The organism is Stenotrophomonas sp. 21LCFQ19 (assembly GCF_056861425.1).
Window position 1 is genome coordinate 50,293 of sequence record NZ_JBSPUF010000021.1, and the last position, 15,816, is coordinate 66,108.

Sequence of the window (15,816 nt, forward strand, 5' to 3'; positions counted from 1 at the left end):
AAAGCCTCTCGACAGTGGGGATGCGCCCCTCTGGCGAACAGCTTGAGGAACGACGGATATCGAATGCAGCTGCCGGAAACAAACGCCAGACAGGCTGCGGGATGCCCACATTCTACACTAAATGAGAATGATTATTGATAACAAAGGGTGATCAGATTGTGGGAGCGGCATAAGCCGCGAAGCAACTGTATCGTCCGATTGCAAAAATCACCGCAATTCCATTGCAGCCAGTTTCGCGGCTTACGCCGCTCCCACATATCAGCTCAAAGCACCGGCCTTGGCGTGTGGCACCCGGCTTGTGGGAGCGACACAAGCCGCGAAGCAACTGCATCGCCCGATTGCAGAAATCACCGCAATTCCATTGCAGCCAGCTTCGCGGCTCACGCCGCTCCCACAAAAGATCCTCAAGAATGCTTACGCGACGATCGCCACCAACTCACGCATATCGTCGATCACCGCCACTGCTTCAGCAGTATCCAGATCCAGGTCGCGCGAATAGCCATAGCGCACCAGCACGATCGGCATGCCGGCATTGTTGGCCGCGCCCAGATCGGTACCCGAGTCACCGATCATCAGGCAATCCGCTGCCGGCTGCTGCAGCAGACGCGCCACATGCAACAAGGGCTCGGCCGCAGGCTTGCGCTGCGGCAGCGAATCGCCACCGATGATGTGCGCAAAGAAGCCGGCAATGCCCAGATGCTGCAACAGGGGCGCGACCATTGCCGCCGGCTTGTTGGTGCAGATGGCCATCGGCAGTCCGCGTGCCTGCAATGCGGTCAAGGCCTCACCAACACCGTCGTAGAGGCGCGGGCTGCGCAGCAGGCAGGCCTTGTAGTGCTGCATGAAAACCGACATCACTTCTTCCAGCGTCAACGCGCTCCCAGCGTTCGCCAATGCGGTGGACACCAGGTTGCGTACGCCCTCGCCTATCCAGCTGCGCACCGTCGCCTCGGAGACGCGCGGCAACGCCAGCTCTTCCAATGTGAGGTTCACTGCCTCGGCGATATCACCTGCGCTGTCCACCAGCGTGCCATCCAAATCGAACACCAAGGCCGTAGTCGCCACGCATCCACACTCCCGGAAAATGAGCATCGATTGTAGCGGCGCCGCGTTGCGCAAAGGATGTACTCAATCCAACGAGATGCTGCGAAACAAATCACCCTGGATCACCAGTTCTTCGCGATCACGGAAGCCCGACAAGCCCACGCCGACCAGGCGATAGCGCGTATCCGCCGGCAACTGCACGCGCTGGCACAAGGCAAGTGCGATGTCGCGCAGGTCTTCAACCGAGCTTGGCGGCGTATCCGGTGTATAGCTGCGGGTAAGGATGCGGAACTGCGCGGTCTTCAACTTCAGCACAACGGTGTGACCGATGCGCTCGGTGCGCCCGGTTGCACGCCAGGTGCGTTCGGCCAACTGGGTGATGGCTTCATCGAACTCACCCATGTGCAGGTCTTCGGCAAAGGTGTCTTCGGAAGAGATCGACTGCACCGGCTGATCCGGTTCCACCGGCCGCTCGTCGATGCCACGCGCGCGCCGGTACAAACCCGCACCAAAGCTGCCGAACAAGGCCTGCAACTGCTCAAGCGGCAGCGCGCGCAGATCACCGACAGTGACGATGCCCAGCGCCGACAGCTTGCCTTCCATCACCTTGCCCACGCCCGGCACCCGTTTGACCGGCAACGGTGTCAGGAACTGCTCCACCCTGGAAGGCGGCACCACGAACTGGCCATCGGGCTTGCGCCAGTCCGAGGCCACCTTGGCCAGGAACTTGTTCGGGGCGATGCCTGCCGAGGCGGTCAGGCCGGTGGTCTCGCGGATCTGCGCACGGATGGTGCGGGCGATCTCGGTGGCGATGCCGTCGCAGCTCGGCGATTCGGTGACGTCGAGGAAGGCTTCGTCCAGCGACAGCGGCTCCACCAACGGGGTGTGCTGCAGGAAAATCTCGCGGATCTGCCGCGATACTGCCTTGTAGCGGGCAAAGTCCGGCGGCACGAACACTGCATCCGGGCACAGGCGCTCGGCCCGCAGCGCCGGCATGGCCGAACGCACCCCGAACTTGCGGGCCTCGTAGGAGGCCGCACAGACCACCGAACGCGCCCCGCGCCAGGCCACCACTACCGGCCTCCCGCGCAAACCGGGGTCATCACGCTGCTCCACGGACGCATAGAAGGCGTCCATGTCGACGTGGATGATCTTGCGTTGTTGGCTCAAGGCAACAGTCTCAAAAGGTCGCCAACATGATAGCTGTTGTCGCTAAATGCACACTTGTCCTCACAAATGTACTTATTCATACCTCCCGTAACAGCCCGCGAACGGCGCTTATCTGCAGCTAACATACGCAACCGTCCAGTTAAAACATTTGATTGAACGCAGCTGCTGCAGCATGCTCCGGGGCTCGCAATGGCTTTGGATTACCCCGGATGACCCGTCTGCATGCTTTCTCGCGCGACCAGCTGCTGGCCAGCGCGCGTGGCGAACTTTTCGGCCCGAACAAAGGCCGTCTCCCCAATGACCCGATGCTGATGTTCGACCGCATCACCGAGATCCGCGAGGACGGTGGCGCACACGGCAAGGGCATGATCCGGGCCGAGCTGGATATCCGTCCTGACCTGTGGTTCTTCGGCTGCCATTTCATCGGTGACCCGGTGATGCCCGGCTGCCTGGGCCTGGATGCCATGTGGCAGCTGACCGGCTTCTATCTCACCTGGCTGGGCGCGGAAGGCCGCGGCCGTGCGCTGGGCTGTGGCGAGGTCAAGTTCACCGGCCAGGTGCTGCCCAGCGCCAAGCTGGTGCAGTACGAAATCGATGTCTCGCGCGTGATCAACCGCAAGCTGGTGATGGCACAGACCGACGCCCGCATGCTGGTCGACGGCCGCGAGATCTACACCGCCAAGGACCTGCGCGTAGGTCTGTTCACCTCAACCGAGAGCTTCTGATGCGTCGTGTCGTCATTACCGGCATGGGCATCACGTCCTGCCTTGGCAACGATCTGGATACCGTCTCCAGCGCCCTGCGTGACAGCCGTCCCGGCATCGTCACCCTGCCCGATCACGCCGAAGCCGGCCTGCGCAGCCAGATCGGCGGCAAGGTCGAGATCGACCTGGACGCGCAGGTGGACCGCAAGCTCAAGCGCTTCATGAGCGATGCCGCGGCCTACAGCTATGTCGCCATGCGCGACGCCATTGCCGATGCCGGCCTGGACGAGGCTGCGGTCAGCAACGTGCGTACCGGCCTGATCGCCGGCTCCGGCGGCGGCTCCAGCGAATGGCAGGTGGAAGCGGCCGATCTGCTGCGCAACCGTGGCGTGCGCAAGGTAGGCCCGTACATGGTGCCGCGCACGATGTGCTCGACGGTGTCGGCCAACCTGGCCACCGCCTTCAGCATCAAGGGCCTGAGCTATTCGTTGTCGGCCGCTTGCGCCACCTCGGCGCATTGCATCGGCGCTGCCGCCGACCTGATCCGCCACGGCGCCCAGGACGTGATGTTTGCCGGCGGCGGTGAGGACCTGCACTGGTCGATGAGCGTGATGTTCGACGCCATGGGTGCACTGTCCACCAGCTTCAACGAAACCCCGAGCACCGCATCGCGCCCGTACGACGCCAACCGCGACGGCTTCGTCATCGCAGGCGGCGCCGGCATGCTGGTGCTGGAAGACTACGACCACGCTGTGGCCCGTGGCGCCCGTATCTACGCCGAACTGGTTGGCTACGGCGTGACCTCCGACGGTGCCGACATGGTCGCCCCGTCCGGCGAAGGTGCCGTGCGCTGCATGAAGATGGCGATGGAAGGCCTGGACCGTCCGATCGACTATCTGAACACCCACGGCACCTCGACGCCGCTGGGCGACGTGACCGAGCTGGGCGCGGTGCGCGAAGTGTTTGGCGATGCGGTACCGCCGCTGTCCTCGACCAAGGCGCTGTCGGGCCACTCGCTGGGCGCTGCCAGCGTGCACGAGGCGATCTATTGCCTGCTGATGATGCGCGATGGCTTCATGGCCGGCTCGGCCAACATCGAGACCCTGGACGAGCGTGTGGAAGGCTTCCCGGTCCTGCGCAAGACGCAGGAAGCGAAGTTGGACACGGTGATGTCGAACAGCTTCGGCTTTGGCGGCACCAATGCAACGCTGATCTTCGGCCGGGTTTGATGGCGGAGTGATCTGAAAGAAAACAGCCGCGAAAGCGGCTGTTTTTTTTGTGCTTTGGTTTTGGCTTCTGCTTTGGTTTTGCTGTTGCTCTTGCTGTCCCCTCTCCCGTTCACGGGAGAGGGGTTGGGGTGAGGGGAAGCTTTTGCTTTTGCTTTTGCTTTTGCTTTTACTTCAGCTATAGCCATTGCTCTGCTGCCCCGAAAAACAACGGCAACAGCAATGGCAACAGCAACAAGCAGAAGCTGCCCTCACCCCTACCCCTCTCCCGCAGGCGGGAGAGGGGAAAGCAGAGCATGAGCAGAGCTGGGCAAGGCCAAAAGCAAAGCCAAGCCAAAGCAACAGCAACGCCAAAGCAAAAGCAACGCCAAAGCAAAAGCATGAGCAAAGCGAAAGCAGAGCCGAAGCCGAGCCAAAGCAGAGCCAAAGCAGAGCCAAAACAGAGCAAGAGTCAAACCCAACCCCCAGCCTCAGCCCCAGCTTCCTCAGTCGTAATTACTCAACGCCAGCGACAGCAACGCCTTGGCCTGCTCGCGCAGGGACTGCGGCTCCACGATCTCCGCGTCCGAGCCGTAATGCAGCACGTCCATCAACAGCTCGCGCGACACGCTGTACGGCACCTTCAATTCATAGCGCCCGTCAGCAAGGAACCGTCCCTGCTGCTTGGAATGCCAATGCTCATCGGCCACCCAGCGGGCCGCCTTGGCACTGAACACAATCGTCGCCCAACCCTTGGGCGCACCCGAGAAGATGCCGTAGCTGGCCGCCAACTGCTCGTTCAACTCTTCATCGGCCACATCACGCGCCGGCTGATCGAGCAGCCGCGCCTGATGGATGCGGTCCACCGCAAAACTGCGCACCGCCTCGCGACTGTGATCCCAGGCGTCCAGGTACCAGTTGTCGCGGTAATGGGTAATGCGCTGCGGCGACACCGTGCGGCGGGTCGCCTCATCGGTGGAACGTGCGCGGTATTCAAAGGACAGCTGCTTGCGCTCCAATACGCCGGAAGCCACCGTACGGAAACTGGCCTCGTCCAGCTTGCGGCCGCGGTGTGGAATCACCCGCACCCGCTCCACCGGCCAATGCGAAGCACCCGCCTGTGCGGCCAGCAAGCCTTCGATGCGCTGCTGCAGCGGCGCCAGCATCGACGACAACACCCCGCCGCCGGTTCGCGACAACAGGTGCTGGGATGCCAGCAAGGCGTGCAGCTCCTCCGAGCTCAGCCACAGGCCAGGCAGCTCGAAACGGTCGCTTTCCCCACTCAGGTAGCGGAACCCGGCCTCGCCATCGCCCTCCACCGGCGCCATCAGCGCGTCACGCAGGAAGGCCAGGTCGCGGTAGACCGTGGCACGGGAACAGCTCAACTCCTCCTGCAACCGCATCACCGTGACCGGATAGCGGGCGGACTTGAGCAGACGATGCAGCGCGTTGATGCGTTCATAGCGGTCCATGCCCGGATTATGTCCGACTCCGGGCGTCAATGGAGCAGGTCGGCCACCGCTGTAATCGCGGATGAAGCTCCGGCCGCTGGATGCGCCTGAGGGTCAGGGACCATCCGGTATCATCGCAAGGCCTCCCTTTTCCGTCTCTCCCAAGGAGATCCTCCTGATGTCCCTGCGTGTTTCCCTATTGCTGCCATTGCTGCTGGCCGCCCCGCTGGCCTGGGCCGAAGACGCCACCGATACGTCCGACCTTGCCGCGATGACCTCGCCGTGGAGCGGCAGCGGCGGCGAGCTGGGCTTTGCCTCGGCCCACGGCAACAGCACCACCGAAAGCTTCAATGGCCGCCTGAAGCTGCGCTACACCGACGATGACTGGATCCACAGCATGGATCTGTTCGGTCTGCGCTCCAGCGCCGAATACACGGAAACCGCCGATGACGGCAGCACCAGCCGCAAGCGCCAGACCACTGCCAACCGCTACTCCGGCAGTGCCGGCAGCGCCCTGCAGCTGGGCGAGCACCGCCAGCTCACCGCCACGGTGCGTTATGAACGCGACGACTTCGCCACCTACGATCGCCTTGGCACCTTCGGTCTGGGCTACGGTACCCGCCTGATCGACGGCGAACGCGTCACCCTGGACACCCAGATCGGCCCCGGTGTGCGCCGCACCCACAACTCCGAGACCGACGAGAACCGCACCGGCCTGATCGGCCGCGGCCTGTTCGACCTCAAGTTCGGCATCACCGAGAACACCGAACTGGTCAATTCGCTGCTGGTGGAATCCGGTTCGTACAACACCTTCGCGCAGAACGACTTTGGTGTGTCGGTCAACATGAACAAGCACTTCGCCCTCAAGGCGGGTTGGCAGGCGCGCTACAACAGCGACGTCGCCGACCAGAAGCGCAAGACCGATACGCTGTCCACCATGAACGTGGTCTACAGCTTCAAGTAAGCAGGTGCCGGGCGACTGCCCGGCATTCGCCTCGCTGTAGTGCCGAGCCATGCTCGGCAAGGGCGTTACCAGCAAAACCGGGCACGTCGGCATTGCTTTGCTGTTTTGTGGGAGCGGCATAAGCCGCGAAGCTGGCCCTGCTTCCGCGCCGATACAATCGGCGCTCATGCCATCTCATGCAGTTGCGGCTTCGCGGCTCACGCCGCTCCTACAACGGCAAAATCAGCGCAACAGCTCGCCCGCGCCGCCGGCCAACAGCTGTCGCGCCACTTCACGCCCCAGCGCCTCCGGATCGCTCGCCGGGCCCTGCGCCTGCGCACGCACCGCACGGCCATCAGACACGCCGCCGACCAGGCCCTGCAACCACAGGTCCTCGCCACGCCACTGCGCCAGACCCGCCACCGGCACATGGCAGCTGCCATCCAGCGCGCGGTTCATGGCCCGCTCCGCTTCCACGCAGGTTCGGGTGGAGGCATCGTCCAGCGCCTTGAGCAGCGCAATCGTGCCGGCATCGTCCTGCCGGCATTCAATCGCCACTGCAGCCTGTGCGGGCGCCGGCAGCCACTGCGGGGCGACCAGGCGATCGCGGATGCGCGCGCCCAGTTCCAGGCGCTCCAGGCCGGCACAGGCCAGGATGATGGCGTCATATTCACCGGCGTCCAGCTTGGCCAGGCGGGTGTTGACGTTGCCACGCAGGTCGCGCGACGTGAGGTCCGGGCGCAGCGCACGCAGCTGTGCCTGCCGGCGCAGCGACGACGTGCCGACGCAGGCGCCCTGCGGCAACGCATCCAGCGACGCATAGGTGTTGGAGACGAAAGCATCAGCCGAATCGGCGCGGGTCAGGATCGCCGGCAGCGCGAACGGCGCCTCCAGCTCCATCGGCACGTCCTTGAGCGAATGCACCGCGCAATCGGCGTCGCCACGCAGCATCGCCAGCTCCAGCTCCTTCAGGAACAGGCCCTTGCCGCCGATGGCCGCCAGCGAACGGTCAAGGATTTCATCGCCGCGCGTGCTCATCGGCACAAGTTCCACCTGCAGCCCTGGATGGGCCTGGCGCAGGCGGTCGGCGACGTGTTCGCTCTGCCACAGGGCAAGCGGGCTCTTTCGGGTGGCGATACGCAGGATGCTCATGCGGCCATTATCGCCGCTGCAAGCTCCGGGTCACAGCCGTTCCATCTCGGTCTTCAGCCCGGCCACGCAGCGGCGGCTGATTTCCAGCGGCTGCGGGACATCACGCAGCACCGCCTGCACCTGCCCCGCCGGCGTGCGGCGGACTTCCTGCAACCGATCACGGGCGATCAGGCAATTGCGGTGGATGCGGATGAAACGCCCGGAAAACTCGTCTTCCAGCGAGCGCAGCGACTCTTCGATCAGGTCTTCGCCGCGCAGGTGGTGCACCACCACGTACTTTTCCTCGGCCTGCAGGTAGAGGATGTCCTCCACCGGCACCAGTCGCAGGCTGCCGCGCAGACGCGCGCACAACGCCCGTCGCGGCTGCGTGGCCGCGGCTGGCGCGGCATTGGCGCGGCCAACAATGAAGGTGCGCGCACGCTCCAGCGCTGCGGCCAGGCGCTCGGCACGCACCGGTTTCATCAGGTAGTCGATCGCCGCCGCTTCAAACGCCGACAAGGCATGGGCGTCATAGGCGGTGCAGAACACCACCGCCGGACGCGGCTCGAACCGCGCCAGATGGCGGGCGACCTCCAGACCGTCGATGCCGGGCATGGCGATATCCAGCAACACCAGATCCGGCTGGGTCTGCGCGCAGACCTGCAGGGCGTCATTGCCGTTGGCGGCCTCGCCAACCACCTCCCCCCCCGCCAGCTCGGCCAGCAGCGCGCGCAGGCGCTCGCGCGCCAAGGGCTCGTCATCGGCGATTACTACCTTCACACCACTACCTCACTCACGGCTCCCCAGTCGTGGCGACATGGTAGCCGGGTTCGCTGCAGGCCGCCGTCAACATCCCGGCAACTGCGGAGCAGCTCACAAACCGATCAGACCTGCGTGAAACGGGCCTGCAGCCAGTCGCCCAGCGCATGGATCTCTTCGCCGCAGACCTGGTGGGCCATCTGGTAACGGTGCCATTCCACGCCGAAGCCCAGTGTCTTGAGCACCTGTGCACTGTGCTCGGCGATCTGCAGCGGAATCACCGGATCGGCGCTGCCATGCGCCATGAAGATTGGCTGGGCGATGGCGCCATCCACCAACTGCGACGGTGCGGCATCCACTTCCGGCAGATAGGTCGACAAGGCCACCAGGCCGGCGACCGGCTCACGGCGCTTCAGGCCAGCGGACAGGATGATCGCCCCACCCTGCGAGAAACCGGCCAGCACAATGCGGTTGGCCGGAATGCCGCGCGCCTGTTCACGGGCGATCAGTTCTTCCAGCTGCTCCACCGATTCGGCGACACCCTTGGCATCGGCGCGGCTGCGGAAGTCCATGCTGACGATGTCATACCAGGCTCGCATCGGCATGCCGTTGTTGATGCTGACCGGGCGCTTGGGCGCGTGCGGGAACACGAAGCGGATCGCCGGCCACTGCGGACGCACCAGCTCGGGCACGATAGGCGCGAAATCATGGCCATCGGCACCCAGGCCATGCAGCCAGATCACCGACCATTCCGGCGACGCGCCGGTTTCCTGCTCCACTGTTTCCAGCATGTGTACGACTCCCAAAGACAAGCAGGAATTATGCCTGCCCGGCGCAGCCATAGGGACAGCCCTGCCGTTTTGTGGGAGCGGCGTAAGCCGCGAAGCTGGTGGTGTTGCCGGTTGAAACCAAGCCGGCTGCCTGCACGGAGATCACAAGCCGAACGGCGGTTGATTGCTATCGGCTTCGCGGCTTACGCCGCTCCTACAAGAACCATAACCATCCGGAGGTTTGTGGGAGCGGCGTAAGCCACGAAGCTGGTGGTATTGCCGGTTGAAGCCAAGCCGGCTACCTGCACGGAGATCACTGGCCGAATGGCGGCGCGTTGCTATCGGCTTCGCGGCTTACGCCGCTCCCACAACAGCAACCGCAGCAGCAGCCTTCAATCCTGCAGCGGTTCCTTCAGCGCAGCCGCACGCAGCTCGGCTGCACGCAGCAATACCGCCGGCGGAGCGTTTTCTTCCGGGATGCACAGCAGGCCATGTCTGCGCAGCCAGTCACCGGCTTTGCGCGAGGACGTCCATGCCACCACCGGCACTGCCAGCGCCATGCCGATCACCACCGGTGCCATCCACGCCGCCAGCGGCGGCGATACCAGATAGGCGGCCACGCCCATCACCACGCCAAACACGCTCAAACCGCCATAACTGCGCAGCAAGGCGCTCACCGAGATGCTGCCGTCATCGCGCTGTTGTGCGTCCCAGCCCGAGTCCTTGCCGGCCAGCACTTCGGCCACACCGCGCGACTGCACGTACATCACCACTGGCGCCATCAGTGCCGCCAGCACGGTTTCCAGCAGCATCGAAATGAAAGCGCGGAACGCGCCGCCACAACCGATGCGCTCCTTGCGCGAGGTCAGCATCGCCACATAGCCCATGACCTTGGGCGACAGCAGCGCGATCATGGTCACCACGAATACCCAGAACACGCCATCCTGGTCCAAACCGCGCCAATAACTCGCCGGTGCCATCCGCAGATCCAGATGCAGCTCCTCGGCCAGATCGATGCCGCCGTGGATCAGCGGGATGGCGATACCGATCAGCATCAACATCGCCCACATCGGTGCGGTGAAGTAATGGCCGATGCCGATCAACATATGCACGCGGTTGACCCAGTGCAGGCCCGGCGTGGCGACCACCTTGGAGTGCTGCAGGTTGCCCTGGCACCAGCGGCGATCACGGATAAGCAGATCGGTCAGGGTCGGCGGGCCTTCCTCGTAGCTGCCATGCAGGTAGGGCACCATGTGCGAGGCCCAGCCACCACGGCGGATCAGCGCGGCCTCGACGAAGTCATGGCTGAGCACATGACCGCCAAACGGCTTGCGTCCCGGCAATTCCGGCAGACCGGCTTCCTCGGCGAATGCCTGGGTGCGGATCACCGCATTGTGCCCCCAGTAATTGCTCTCAGCGCCGTGCCACCAGGCCACGCCATAGGCCATCACCGGCCCGTACACGCGGCCACCAAACTGCTGCATGCGGGCGAAGGCGGTGCGGCCGCCGACCACCGCCGGCAGCGACTGGATCAGGCCGACGGTCGGATGGTTCTCCATTGCCGACACCAGACGCACGATCACATCGCCAGTCATCAAGCTGTCGGCATCGAGGATCAGCATCTGCGGGTAAGCACCACCGAAGCGGCGCACCCAGTCGGCGATATTCCCGGCCTTACGCCCGATATTGCTCGCGCGACGGCGGTAATACAGCCGCTGCGCGCCGCCGGTGGCTTCCACCAGGCGCGCGAATACCTGCTCTTCAGCGCGGCCGATGGCGTCGCGGGTGGTATCGCTGAGCACGTAGAAATCGAAGTGTTCCAGCTGCCCGGTCGCGGCCACCGATTCGTAGATCGCCTGCAGGCCGGCCATCATCCGGCGCGGGTCTTCGTTATAGGTGGGCATCAACAAGGCAGTACGGCTGCGCAGCTGCGGCAGCGGCGTGTCCGGGTAGATGCCTAGCTTGCGGCGGCCACGCAGCAGCGCCTGCAGCCCGGCCAGGCTGCTGACGAAGGACATCGCGATCCAGGCGAACAACAGCACGAACAGGCCCAGCAGGCAGGCTTCGAGCACGTTGATGCCACCGTTGGACAGCACCCGCGCCATCAACCAGGTGGCGAGCAGCGTGGTCAGCGCGGTGCTGCCGAAGACGTACAGCCGGCGCAGGCCGATATTGGCCGGCGCGGTCTTCTGCCGCGGCACATGCAGCTTGCCTGAGCGCAGCGATTGCTCAGGCATGGCCAAGGGGTGTTCGGCCGGGAGCACGGCGATGCCGGCATCCAGTCCGTTGTCGGTCCTTACCGTAGAGCTCATCGACCACCCCGCTGCGTGACCTGCAGCCCGTCCTGGCGACACACCTTGCCGTAACGCTGTTTGCTTGCGTGTTGCACCTGAAATCCTTGAAGGAGAAGCCGACCAGCCGGGAAAACTAGAAGAACCAACTTAAACCTGCGGCAAACGAAGCCTGCCGGTCGCGATGCGGGAGCCCCCTCGAACCACCTCGCTGCGGGCGCCAACACGCCCAGCCGGACCGCTCCAGGCCCAACCGCCGCAACCCCTTGACGGCATCCGCGACGGGGGAATTATCCATCATCAAATCGACAGGTACACCTGCGCCAGTCACTTTGACCGTGGCCCGGAGGGAATGGGAGGCTCGCGAGAAGCACCCGTAGCGTAGGGGCCGCGCTTGCCACAGGGCCGCGTCAAACCGTTGCAGTTGCACCCGTTCCGCGCGAGCGGGCGCCACCTGACGAGCAGAACCGCACGATCGGCAGGCCCAGGGCCGGGCCGCCCGAGCGAATCCCCCGACCCCGCTCAGGCACCAGAAATCGAGACGCAGGACGCCGCGCGTGCATCACGGATATCCGTTCATATCCAATGGCAGCGCCGCATGGAACGACTTGCCTGGCCGCAGGCAACTGAAACCCGCTGCATCGAACGGCGATGAACAGGGCGCAATCATGCGCACGCAGAACCCAGGCTAAATCCGGCCCCGCACACAACGCGATCACAACATTGCGCTCACCTGCCGCAAACCCGGCATTGCGCAGTCTGGACCTGTCTGCAGCGACGCAGACGTTTCCGGAGACCGTTCGTGGACCGCAACCGTGTTGAAGGCACCAAACACGAAATCAAAGGTGCCATCAAGGAAGCTGCCGGGAAGATGACAGGCAACAAAGCCCAGCAGATGGCCGGCAACATGGAGAGGAATGCTGGAAAGGCACAAAAGGCAATGGGCAAGGCTGCAGATGAGGTAAAGCATCGACATTCATGACGACCGCATCACCCCGCAAGAACTGCTTCCGCAACGCACATAACCGGAGCCCGTAATACCCGGCAACACTGTGCAGTTCCAATGGCGCGACCGTGTGGAAGCCGGCCGCGCCATTACAACACCCTCACATCAATGCGGACGTTCGGAAAGCAGACCGATGCGACGGAACCACATTTCCAGCGGCACGGTCACCAGCGGCGGCACCGCCGCTACCAGCGCCAGCAACATGGCCCACAGCGGCCAACGCAGCTTGATCCACGCATACAGGGTTACGACGACGTAGAACACGAAGGCCAGGCCATGCAGGCGGCCGAACAGCCATACACCCAGCTCGGTGGTGCCGGTGCCGTATTTGAGCAGCATGCCGATCAGCAGACCGGCCCAGGTGACACCTTCAATCAGTGCGGCGGCGGCAAACAACTTGCCGGCGGGGGTCATTGGTTTGGCAGACATCGATTCCATCAGCGGTTCGAAAGAACCGCGATTGTAGGCGAGAATGCGTCGCATCCGCGCGGCTCAGATCCAGCCCCGTCGCTTGAACCACAGCAGCGGCACCACGATGCTCAAGCCCACGGCGGCCAGCGCGATGGCGTAGCCGTAATGCCAATGCAGTTCCGGCATCGAGGCGAAGTTCATGCCCCACACCCCAACCAGCACGGTTGGCGGAATACCGACCACCGAGGCCACCGCCATCACCTTCATCACCTCGTTCTGGTCCATATTGATCAGGCCGAGCACACTGTCCAGCAGGAACTCGTTGCGGTCGCCCAGTTGCTGCTCGAACTCGCTCAGCGAGGTCAGGTCCTTGACCACCAGCTTGATGCGTTTGGGCGCATCCGTACCAAACCAATCCGGCGTGGCTTCATCCAGATAGCTCATCATCCGCAGCATGCCGTGCAAGGTGTTGTGCAGCGCGCCGATGCGCCGCCCCATCATGCCCACCTCGTGCAGCATCTGTTCCAGCCGTCGTGAGGCACGCTTGCCCTTTGGGTGATTGAAGGCCTGGCGTGAGAACTCGCTCATCGTGCTTTCCAGCGATTCGAGCAGATCGGCCAAGCGGTCGACAATGTGTTCGATCATGCGCAGGAACAGATCGGCCGAGCCGTGGCAGGGGTGCTTGCCCAGCTCCGCTTCCACGCCTTCCAGCGCGTCGATGCGGTGCTCGCGCTGCACCACCAATGCATTGGGTGCGACCACGAAGCCCAGCGGCCCGACCACGTGCTCCACCTCGTACTGGAAGCGCGGCAGGTTCAGCACCAAGGCCTCACCTTCAACGCGCACCCGGCTGCTGAACTCGATTTCGCTGATGCCAGCACGGTCGGGAACAACGAAGCCCACCTGCGCCGAGGCCTGTGCCAGCTCCTCGGGCGTTGGCTGGCACAGGTCCACCCACAGCGAGGTGGGTGCCGTGCCGCCGGCTGCGGTAGCGAGGGTGCGGCATTGGAGCATGGTGTGATTCCGCATCTGGACCAGCGCTCATCCTCGTCTGCAGCGCACGCCGAGTAAAGCCACGGGCAGCTCAGTCCAGCGCCTGCGCGGCGTACCAGTCCGCATACGGCGTGTTCCTGGCCAGATGGCGGTTGAAGTCCGGCGCGCCGTCCTGCCACCACACCGGGCCGCGCTCACCAAGGCCGCGTTTGGCCGCATCCACCGCCGCCCCGGCCTTGGCCAGCAGTTGCCGGTCACCTGAACGCCGCGCCGCGCCGACTTCCCTCCGTGCGGTCATCAGCTCGCTCACCAACGACGCCCGCAGCGGTTCAGGCAGGCCTGGATTGCTGGCCCGCCACAGCCGCCCGCGGACCACCAGATAGCGGCCATCGGGCGTACGCAATGGTGCCTCGGCCATCCCACAGCTCCGTCAATCAGGGGCGAAGCAGTATCCCACCTGCGCACGGTTGCAAAGCGCGCCCGCCTTCACGCAAGCTCGCCATTCCTTCAACCACCAGTCCAGCCATGCAAGACAACATCATCCAGATCATCCCCGCCGACGGCTGGGTAGCCGTGTTCGAAGAAGCCGGTGACGAAAGTGCGCAGAGCCTGGTGTGCTTTGCGGTAGTGGAAGAAGCCGGCAAGCGCGCCGTGCGCCCGATGCTGGCCAACGGCAAGCAGATCAGCTTCGCCGACACCCTGCCCAACTTCGTCCGCGTCGAAGAAGCCGACGCCTTCGAAGAAGAGGATGAAGACGAAGAGGACGAGGAAGAAGAAGACGAAGAAGAGGAGGAAGAAGAAGAGGCCTGAGCCACCTCTTCCAACTTCGCTTCAAAGACCTTGTGGGAGCGGTGTGAACCGCGAAACTGGTGGCGCTTCAGGCCAGTGGCTTCGCGGCTTACGCCGCTCCTGCAGGCAGGCTTCAGGCATTACCCGCAACAGAAAATTCGCCTGTCCGGCAACTTCTAGTGCTTGTGCTGTGCACGGCCTGAGCCCGATTTCTTCCCGCCGCCATCCTGCTTGTTCACCGTCGCCCAGGCGATGCGCTCGGCGTCCGCTTTCGAACGCCCCTGCTTGCGCTCACTTTCCTCGATGTGTGCGGCCTGCCGCTTCTGCTTGCCTGTATAGGCGCTCTTGTCACCCTGCGTCATCGTCATGCTCCGCTGTGGAATGAATCGACGCTAGGCGTGCCAGCGTAAGCATCACGTGCATATTGGTGAAGCCCTCCCCTGCATTCATCCGCTGCTTCAGCTCGCGGTGACGTAGTTGAATACCGGGCGTTCGCGTGCAGCTAACAACAAAGGCGCACGACGCTAACTCCCTGCTTGCTAGGGTCGAGATGGACCGGTACGAAGCTGGTCCTTGTCTCAACCAAAGGAGCATCGTGATGAAACACCTGCACCTGCGGAGCGTGTTGTTGATTGCCGTAACGCTACCCACCTGTACGCCGGTAGCCACCGCTGCCGCGCCAGCCGTACAGGAAAGCCCACCGGCAGCAGCTCTGGCCCAAGGCGCCGCCGATCAACCCGGCAGCGACGCGTGGATCACTCGAGAAATCAAGGAAAGACTATCCAGCGCAGCAGACATGCCGGGCATTGAAATCCACGTGGAAACACGCGGCGGCATGGTCTCCCTGAGTGGCCAGGTGGCAAGCCAGGCAGATGCTGACCGCATGGTCAATATCGCGCGCACAGTGGACGGCGTCATCAGTGTCGACGACAGCCGGCTGATCATCGGCGGCAAACCGTCGCAGTAAGCACAACGGCCACTGCACGATACAAACATACACAGCGCGCCGAAGCCGGAGCACATGCGTGGGCGAAGCGCTGGTTGCAGAACAATGGTGGCAAAGCGACGTCGACACGGAACAGCGTCGTTGAGCCGCGGGCACGCATCCTTCAAGAGTGCCGAGCCATGCTCGGCGGAGGCTGTACCGGA

The 15,816-nt window shown here is 63.9% G+C and carries 17 protein-coding genes; 6 read left to right on the forward strand and 11 right to left on the reverse strand.

Annotated features, from left to right (window positions below):
* Positions 1 to 414: 414 nt before the first annotated feature.
* Both gph and dinB read right to left on the reverse strand, forming a co-directional pair.
* Positions 415 to 1,065 carry a phosphoglycolate phosphatase gene (gene gph, locus AC13FW_RS18725; RefSeq protein ID WP_482990075.1) on the reverse strand — a complete coding sequence of 217 codons (651 nt, stop codon included), beginning with the start codon at positions 1,063 to 1,065 and terminating at the stop codon, positions 415 to 417.
* A gap of 63 nt (positions 1,066 to 1,128) precedes the next feature.
* Positions 1,129 to 2,214, reverse strand: a complete 1,086-nt coding sequence (dinB, locus tag AC13FW_RS18730; protein WP_296251035.1) for a DNA polymerase IV — start codon at positions 2,212 to 2,214, stop codon at positions 1,129 to 1,131.
* A gap of 209 nt (positions 2,215 to 2,423) precedes the next feature.
* On the opposite strand from dinB, the gene fabA reads away from it, so the two are divergent.
* Both fabA and fabB read left to right on the forward strand, forming a co-directional pair.
* A complete protein-coding gene (gene fabA, locus AC13FW_RS18735) occupies positions 2,424 to 2,939 on the forward strand; it encodes a 3-hydroxyacyl-[acyl-carrier-protein] dehydratase FabA (RefSeq protein WP_296251034.1) in 516 nt (171 codons plus the stop codon).
* Positions 2,939 to 4,147, forward strand: coding sequence for a beta-ketoacyl-ACP synthase I (gene fabB, locus AC13FW_RS18740; protein WP_296251032.1), 1,209 nt, complete (start codon positions 2,939 to 2,941; stop codon positions 4,145 to 4,147). The genes fabA and fabB overlap by 1 nt, the downstream gene beginning before the upstream one ends.
* A gap of 482 nt (positions 4,148 to 4,629) precedes the next feature.
* Here fabB and AC13FW_RS18745 read toward each other — a convergent pair whose 3' ends face one another.
* Complete coding sequence (locus AC13FW_RS18745) at positions 4,630 to 5,595, reverse strand: helix-turn-helix transcriptional regulator (RefSeq protein ID WP_282273353.1); 966 nt, start codon at positions 5,593 to 5,595, stop codon at positions 4,630 to 4,632.
* A gap of 157 nt (positions 5,596 to 5,752) precedes the next feature.
* Here AC13FW_RS18745 and AC13FW_RS18750 point away from each other — a divergent pair, with 157 nt between their 5' ends.
* A complete protein-coding gene (locus AC13FW_RS18750; RefSeq protein ID WP_282273354.1) occupies positions 5,753 to 6,538 on the forward strand; it encodes a DUF481 domain-containing protein in 786 nt (261 codons plus the stop codon).
* 222 nt (positions 6,539 to 6,760) lie between these two features.
* Here the strand turns inward: AC13FW_RS18750 and hemC are convergent, their stop codons facing one another.
* From hemC to mdoH, 4 genes are all read right to left on the reverse strand, one after another.
* Positions 6,761 to 7,669, reverse strand: coding sequence for a hydroxymethylbilane synthase (hemC, locus tag AC13FW_RS18755; protein WP_482990076.1), 909 nt, complete (start codon positions 7,667 to 7,669; stop codon positions 6,761 to 6,763).
* Positions 7,670 to 7,699: 30 nt separating this feature from the next.
* Complete coding sequence (locus AC13FW_RS18760) at positions 7,700 to 8,428, reverse strand: LytR/AlgR family response regulator transcription factor (RefSeq protein WP_482990077.1); 729 nt, start codon at positions 8,426 to 8,428, stop codon at positions 7,700 to 7,702.
* A gap of 104 nt (positions 8,429 to 8,532) precedes the next feature.
* Positions 8,533 to 9,198: an alpha/beta hydrolase gene (locus tag AC13FW_RS18765; RefSeq protein ID WP_481615642.1), complete on the reverse strand. Its 666-nt coding sequence runs from the start codon at positions 9,196 to 9,198 to the stop codon at positions 8,533 to 8,535.
* 371 nt (positions 9,199 to 9,569) lie between these two features.
* Entirely contained in the window at positions 9,570 to 11,489 is a 1,920-nt protein-coding gene (mdoH, locus tag AC13FW_RS18770) for a glucans biosynthesis glucosyltransferase MdoH (RefSeq protein ID WP_482990078.1), read from the reverse strand.
* Between the two features lie 781 nt (positions 11,490 to 12,270).
* Here mdoH and AC13FW_RS18775 point away from each other — a divergent pair.
* On the forward strand, positions 12,271 to 12,450 hold the full coding sequence (locus tag AC13FW_RS18775) for a CsbD family protein (protein WP_296251221.1): 180 nt from the start codon (positions 12,271 to 12,273) through the stop codon (positions 12,448 to 12,450).
* Positions 12,451 to 12,579: 129 nt separating this feature from the next.
* Here the strand turns inward: AC13FW_RS18775 and AC13FW_RS18780 are convergent, their stop codons facing one another.
* The 3 genes from AC13FW_RS18780 to AC13FW_RS18790 all read right to left on the reverse strand — a co-directional run bounded on the left by AC13FW_RS18780 (position 12,580) and on the right by AC13FW_RS18790 (position 14,296).
* Positions 12,580 to 12,888 (reverse strand): DUF3817 domain-containing protein, encoded by a 309-nt coding sequence (locus AC13FW_RS18780; RefSeq protein ID WP_296251228.1) that lies wholly within the window; start codon positions 12,886 to 12,888, stop codon positions 12,580 to 12,582.
* Positions 12,889 to 12,966: 78 nt separating this feature from the next.
* A complete protein-coding gene (locus AC13FW_RS18785; RefSeq protein WP_296251219.1) occupies positions 12,967 to 13,899 on the reverse strand; it encodes a CorA family divalent cation transporter in 933 nt (310 codons plus the stop codon).
* Between the two features lie 70 nt (positions 13,900 to 13,969).
* Positions 13,970 to 14,296 carry a hypothetical protein gene (locus AC13FW_RS18790; protein ID WP_296251216.1) on the reverse strand — a complete coding sequence of 109 codons (327 nt, stop codon included), beginning with the start codon at positions 14,294 to 14,296 and terminating at the stop codon, positions 13,970 to 13,972.
* A 107-nt stretch (positions 14,297 to 14,403) separates the two neighbouring features.
* Between AC13FW_RS18790 and AC13FW_RS18795 the strand changes: the two genes are divergently transcribed.
* On the forward strand, positions 14,404 to 14,688 hold the full coding sequence (locus tag AC13FW_RS18795; protein ID WP_282272647.1) for a hypothetical protein: 285 nt from the start codon (positions 14,404 to 14,406) through the stop codon (positions 14,686 to 14,688).
* A 155-nt stretch (positions 14,689 to 14,843) separates the two neighbouring features.
* On the opposite strand, the gene AC13FW_RS18800 is transcribed toward AC13FW_RS18795, so the two are convergent.
* Positions 14,844 to 15,035, reverse strand: a complete 192-nt coding sequence (locus AC13FW_RS18800) for a hypothetical protein (protein WP_296251210.1) — start codon at positions 15,033 to 15,035, stop codon at positions 14,844 to 14,846.
* Positions 15,036 to 15,265: 230 nt separating this feature from the next.
* Here AC13FW_RS18800 and AC13FW_RS18805 point away from each other — a divergent pair, with 230 nt between their 5' ends.
* A complete protein-coding gene (locus AC13FW_RS18805) occupies positions 15,266 to 15,634 on the forward strand; it encodes a BON domain-containing protein (RefSeq protein WP_482990079.1) in 369 nt (122 codons plus the stop codon).
* Positions 15,635 to 15,816: the final 182 nt, after the last annotated feature.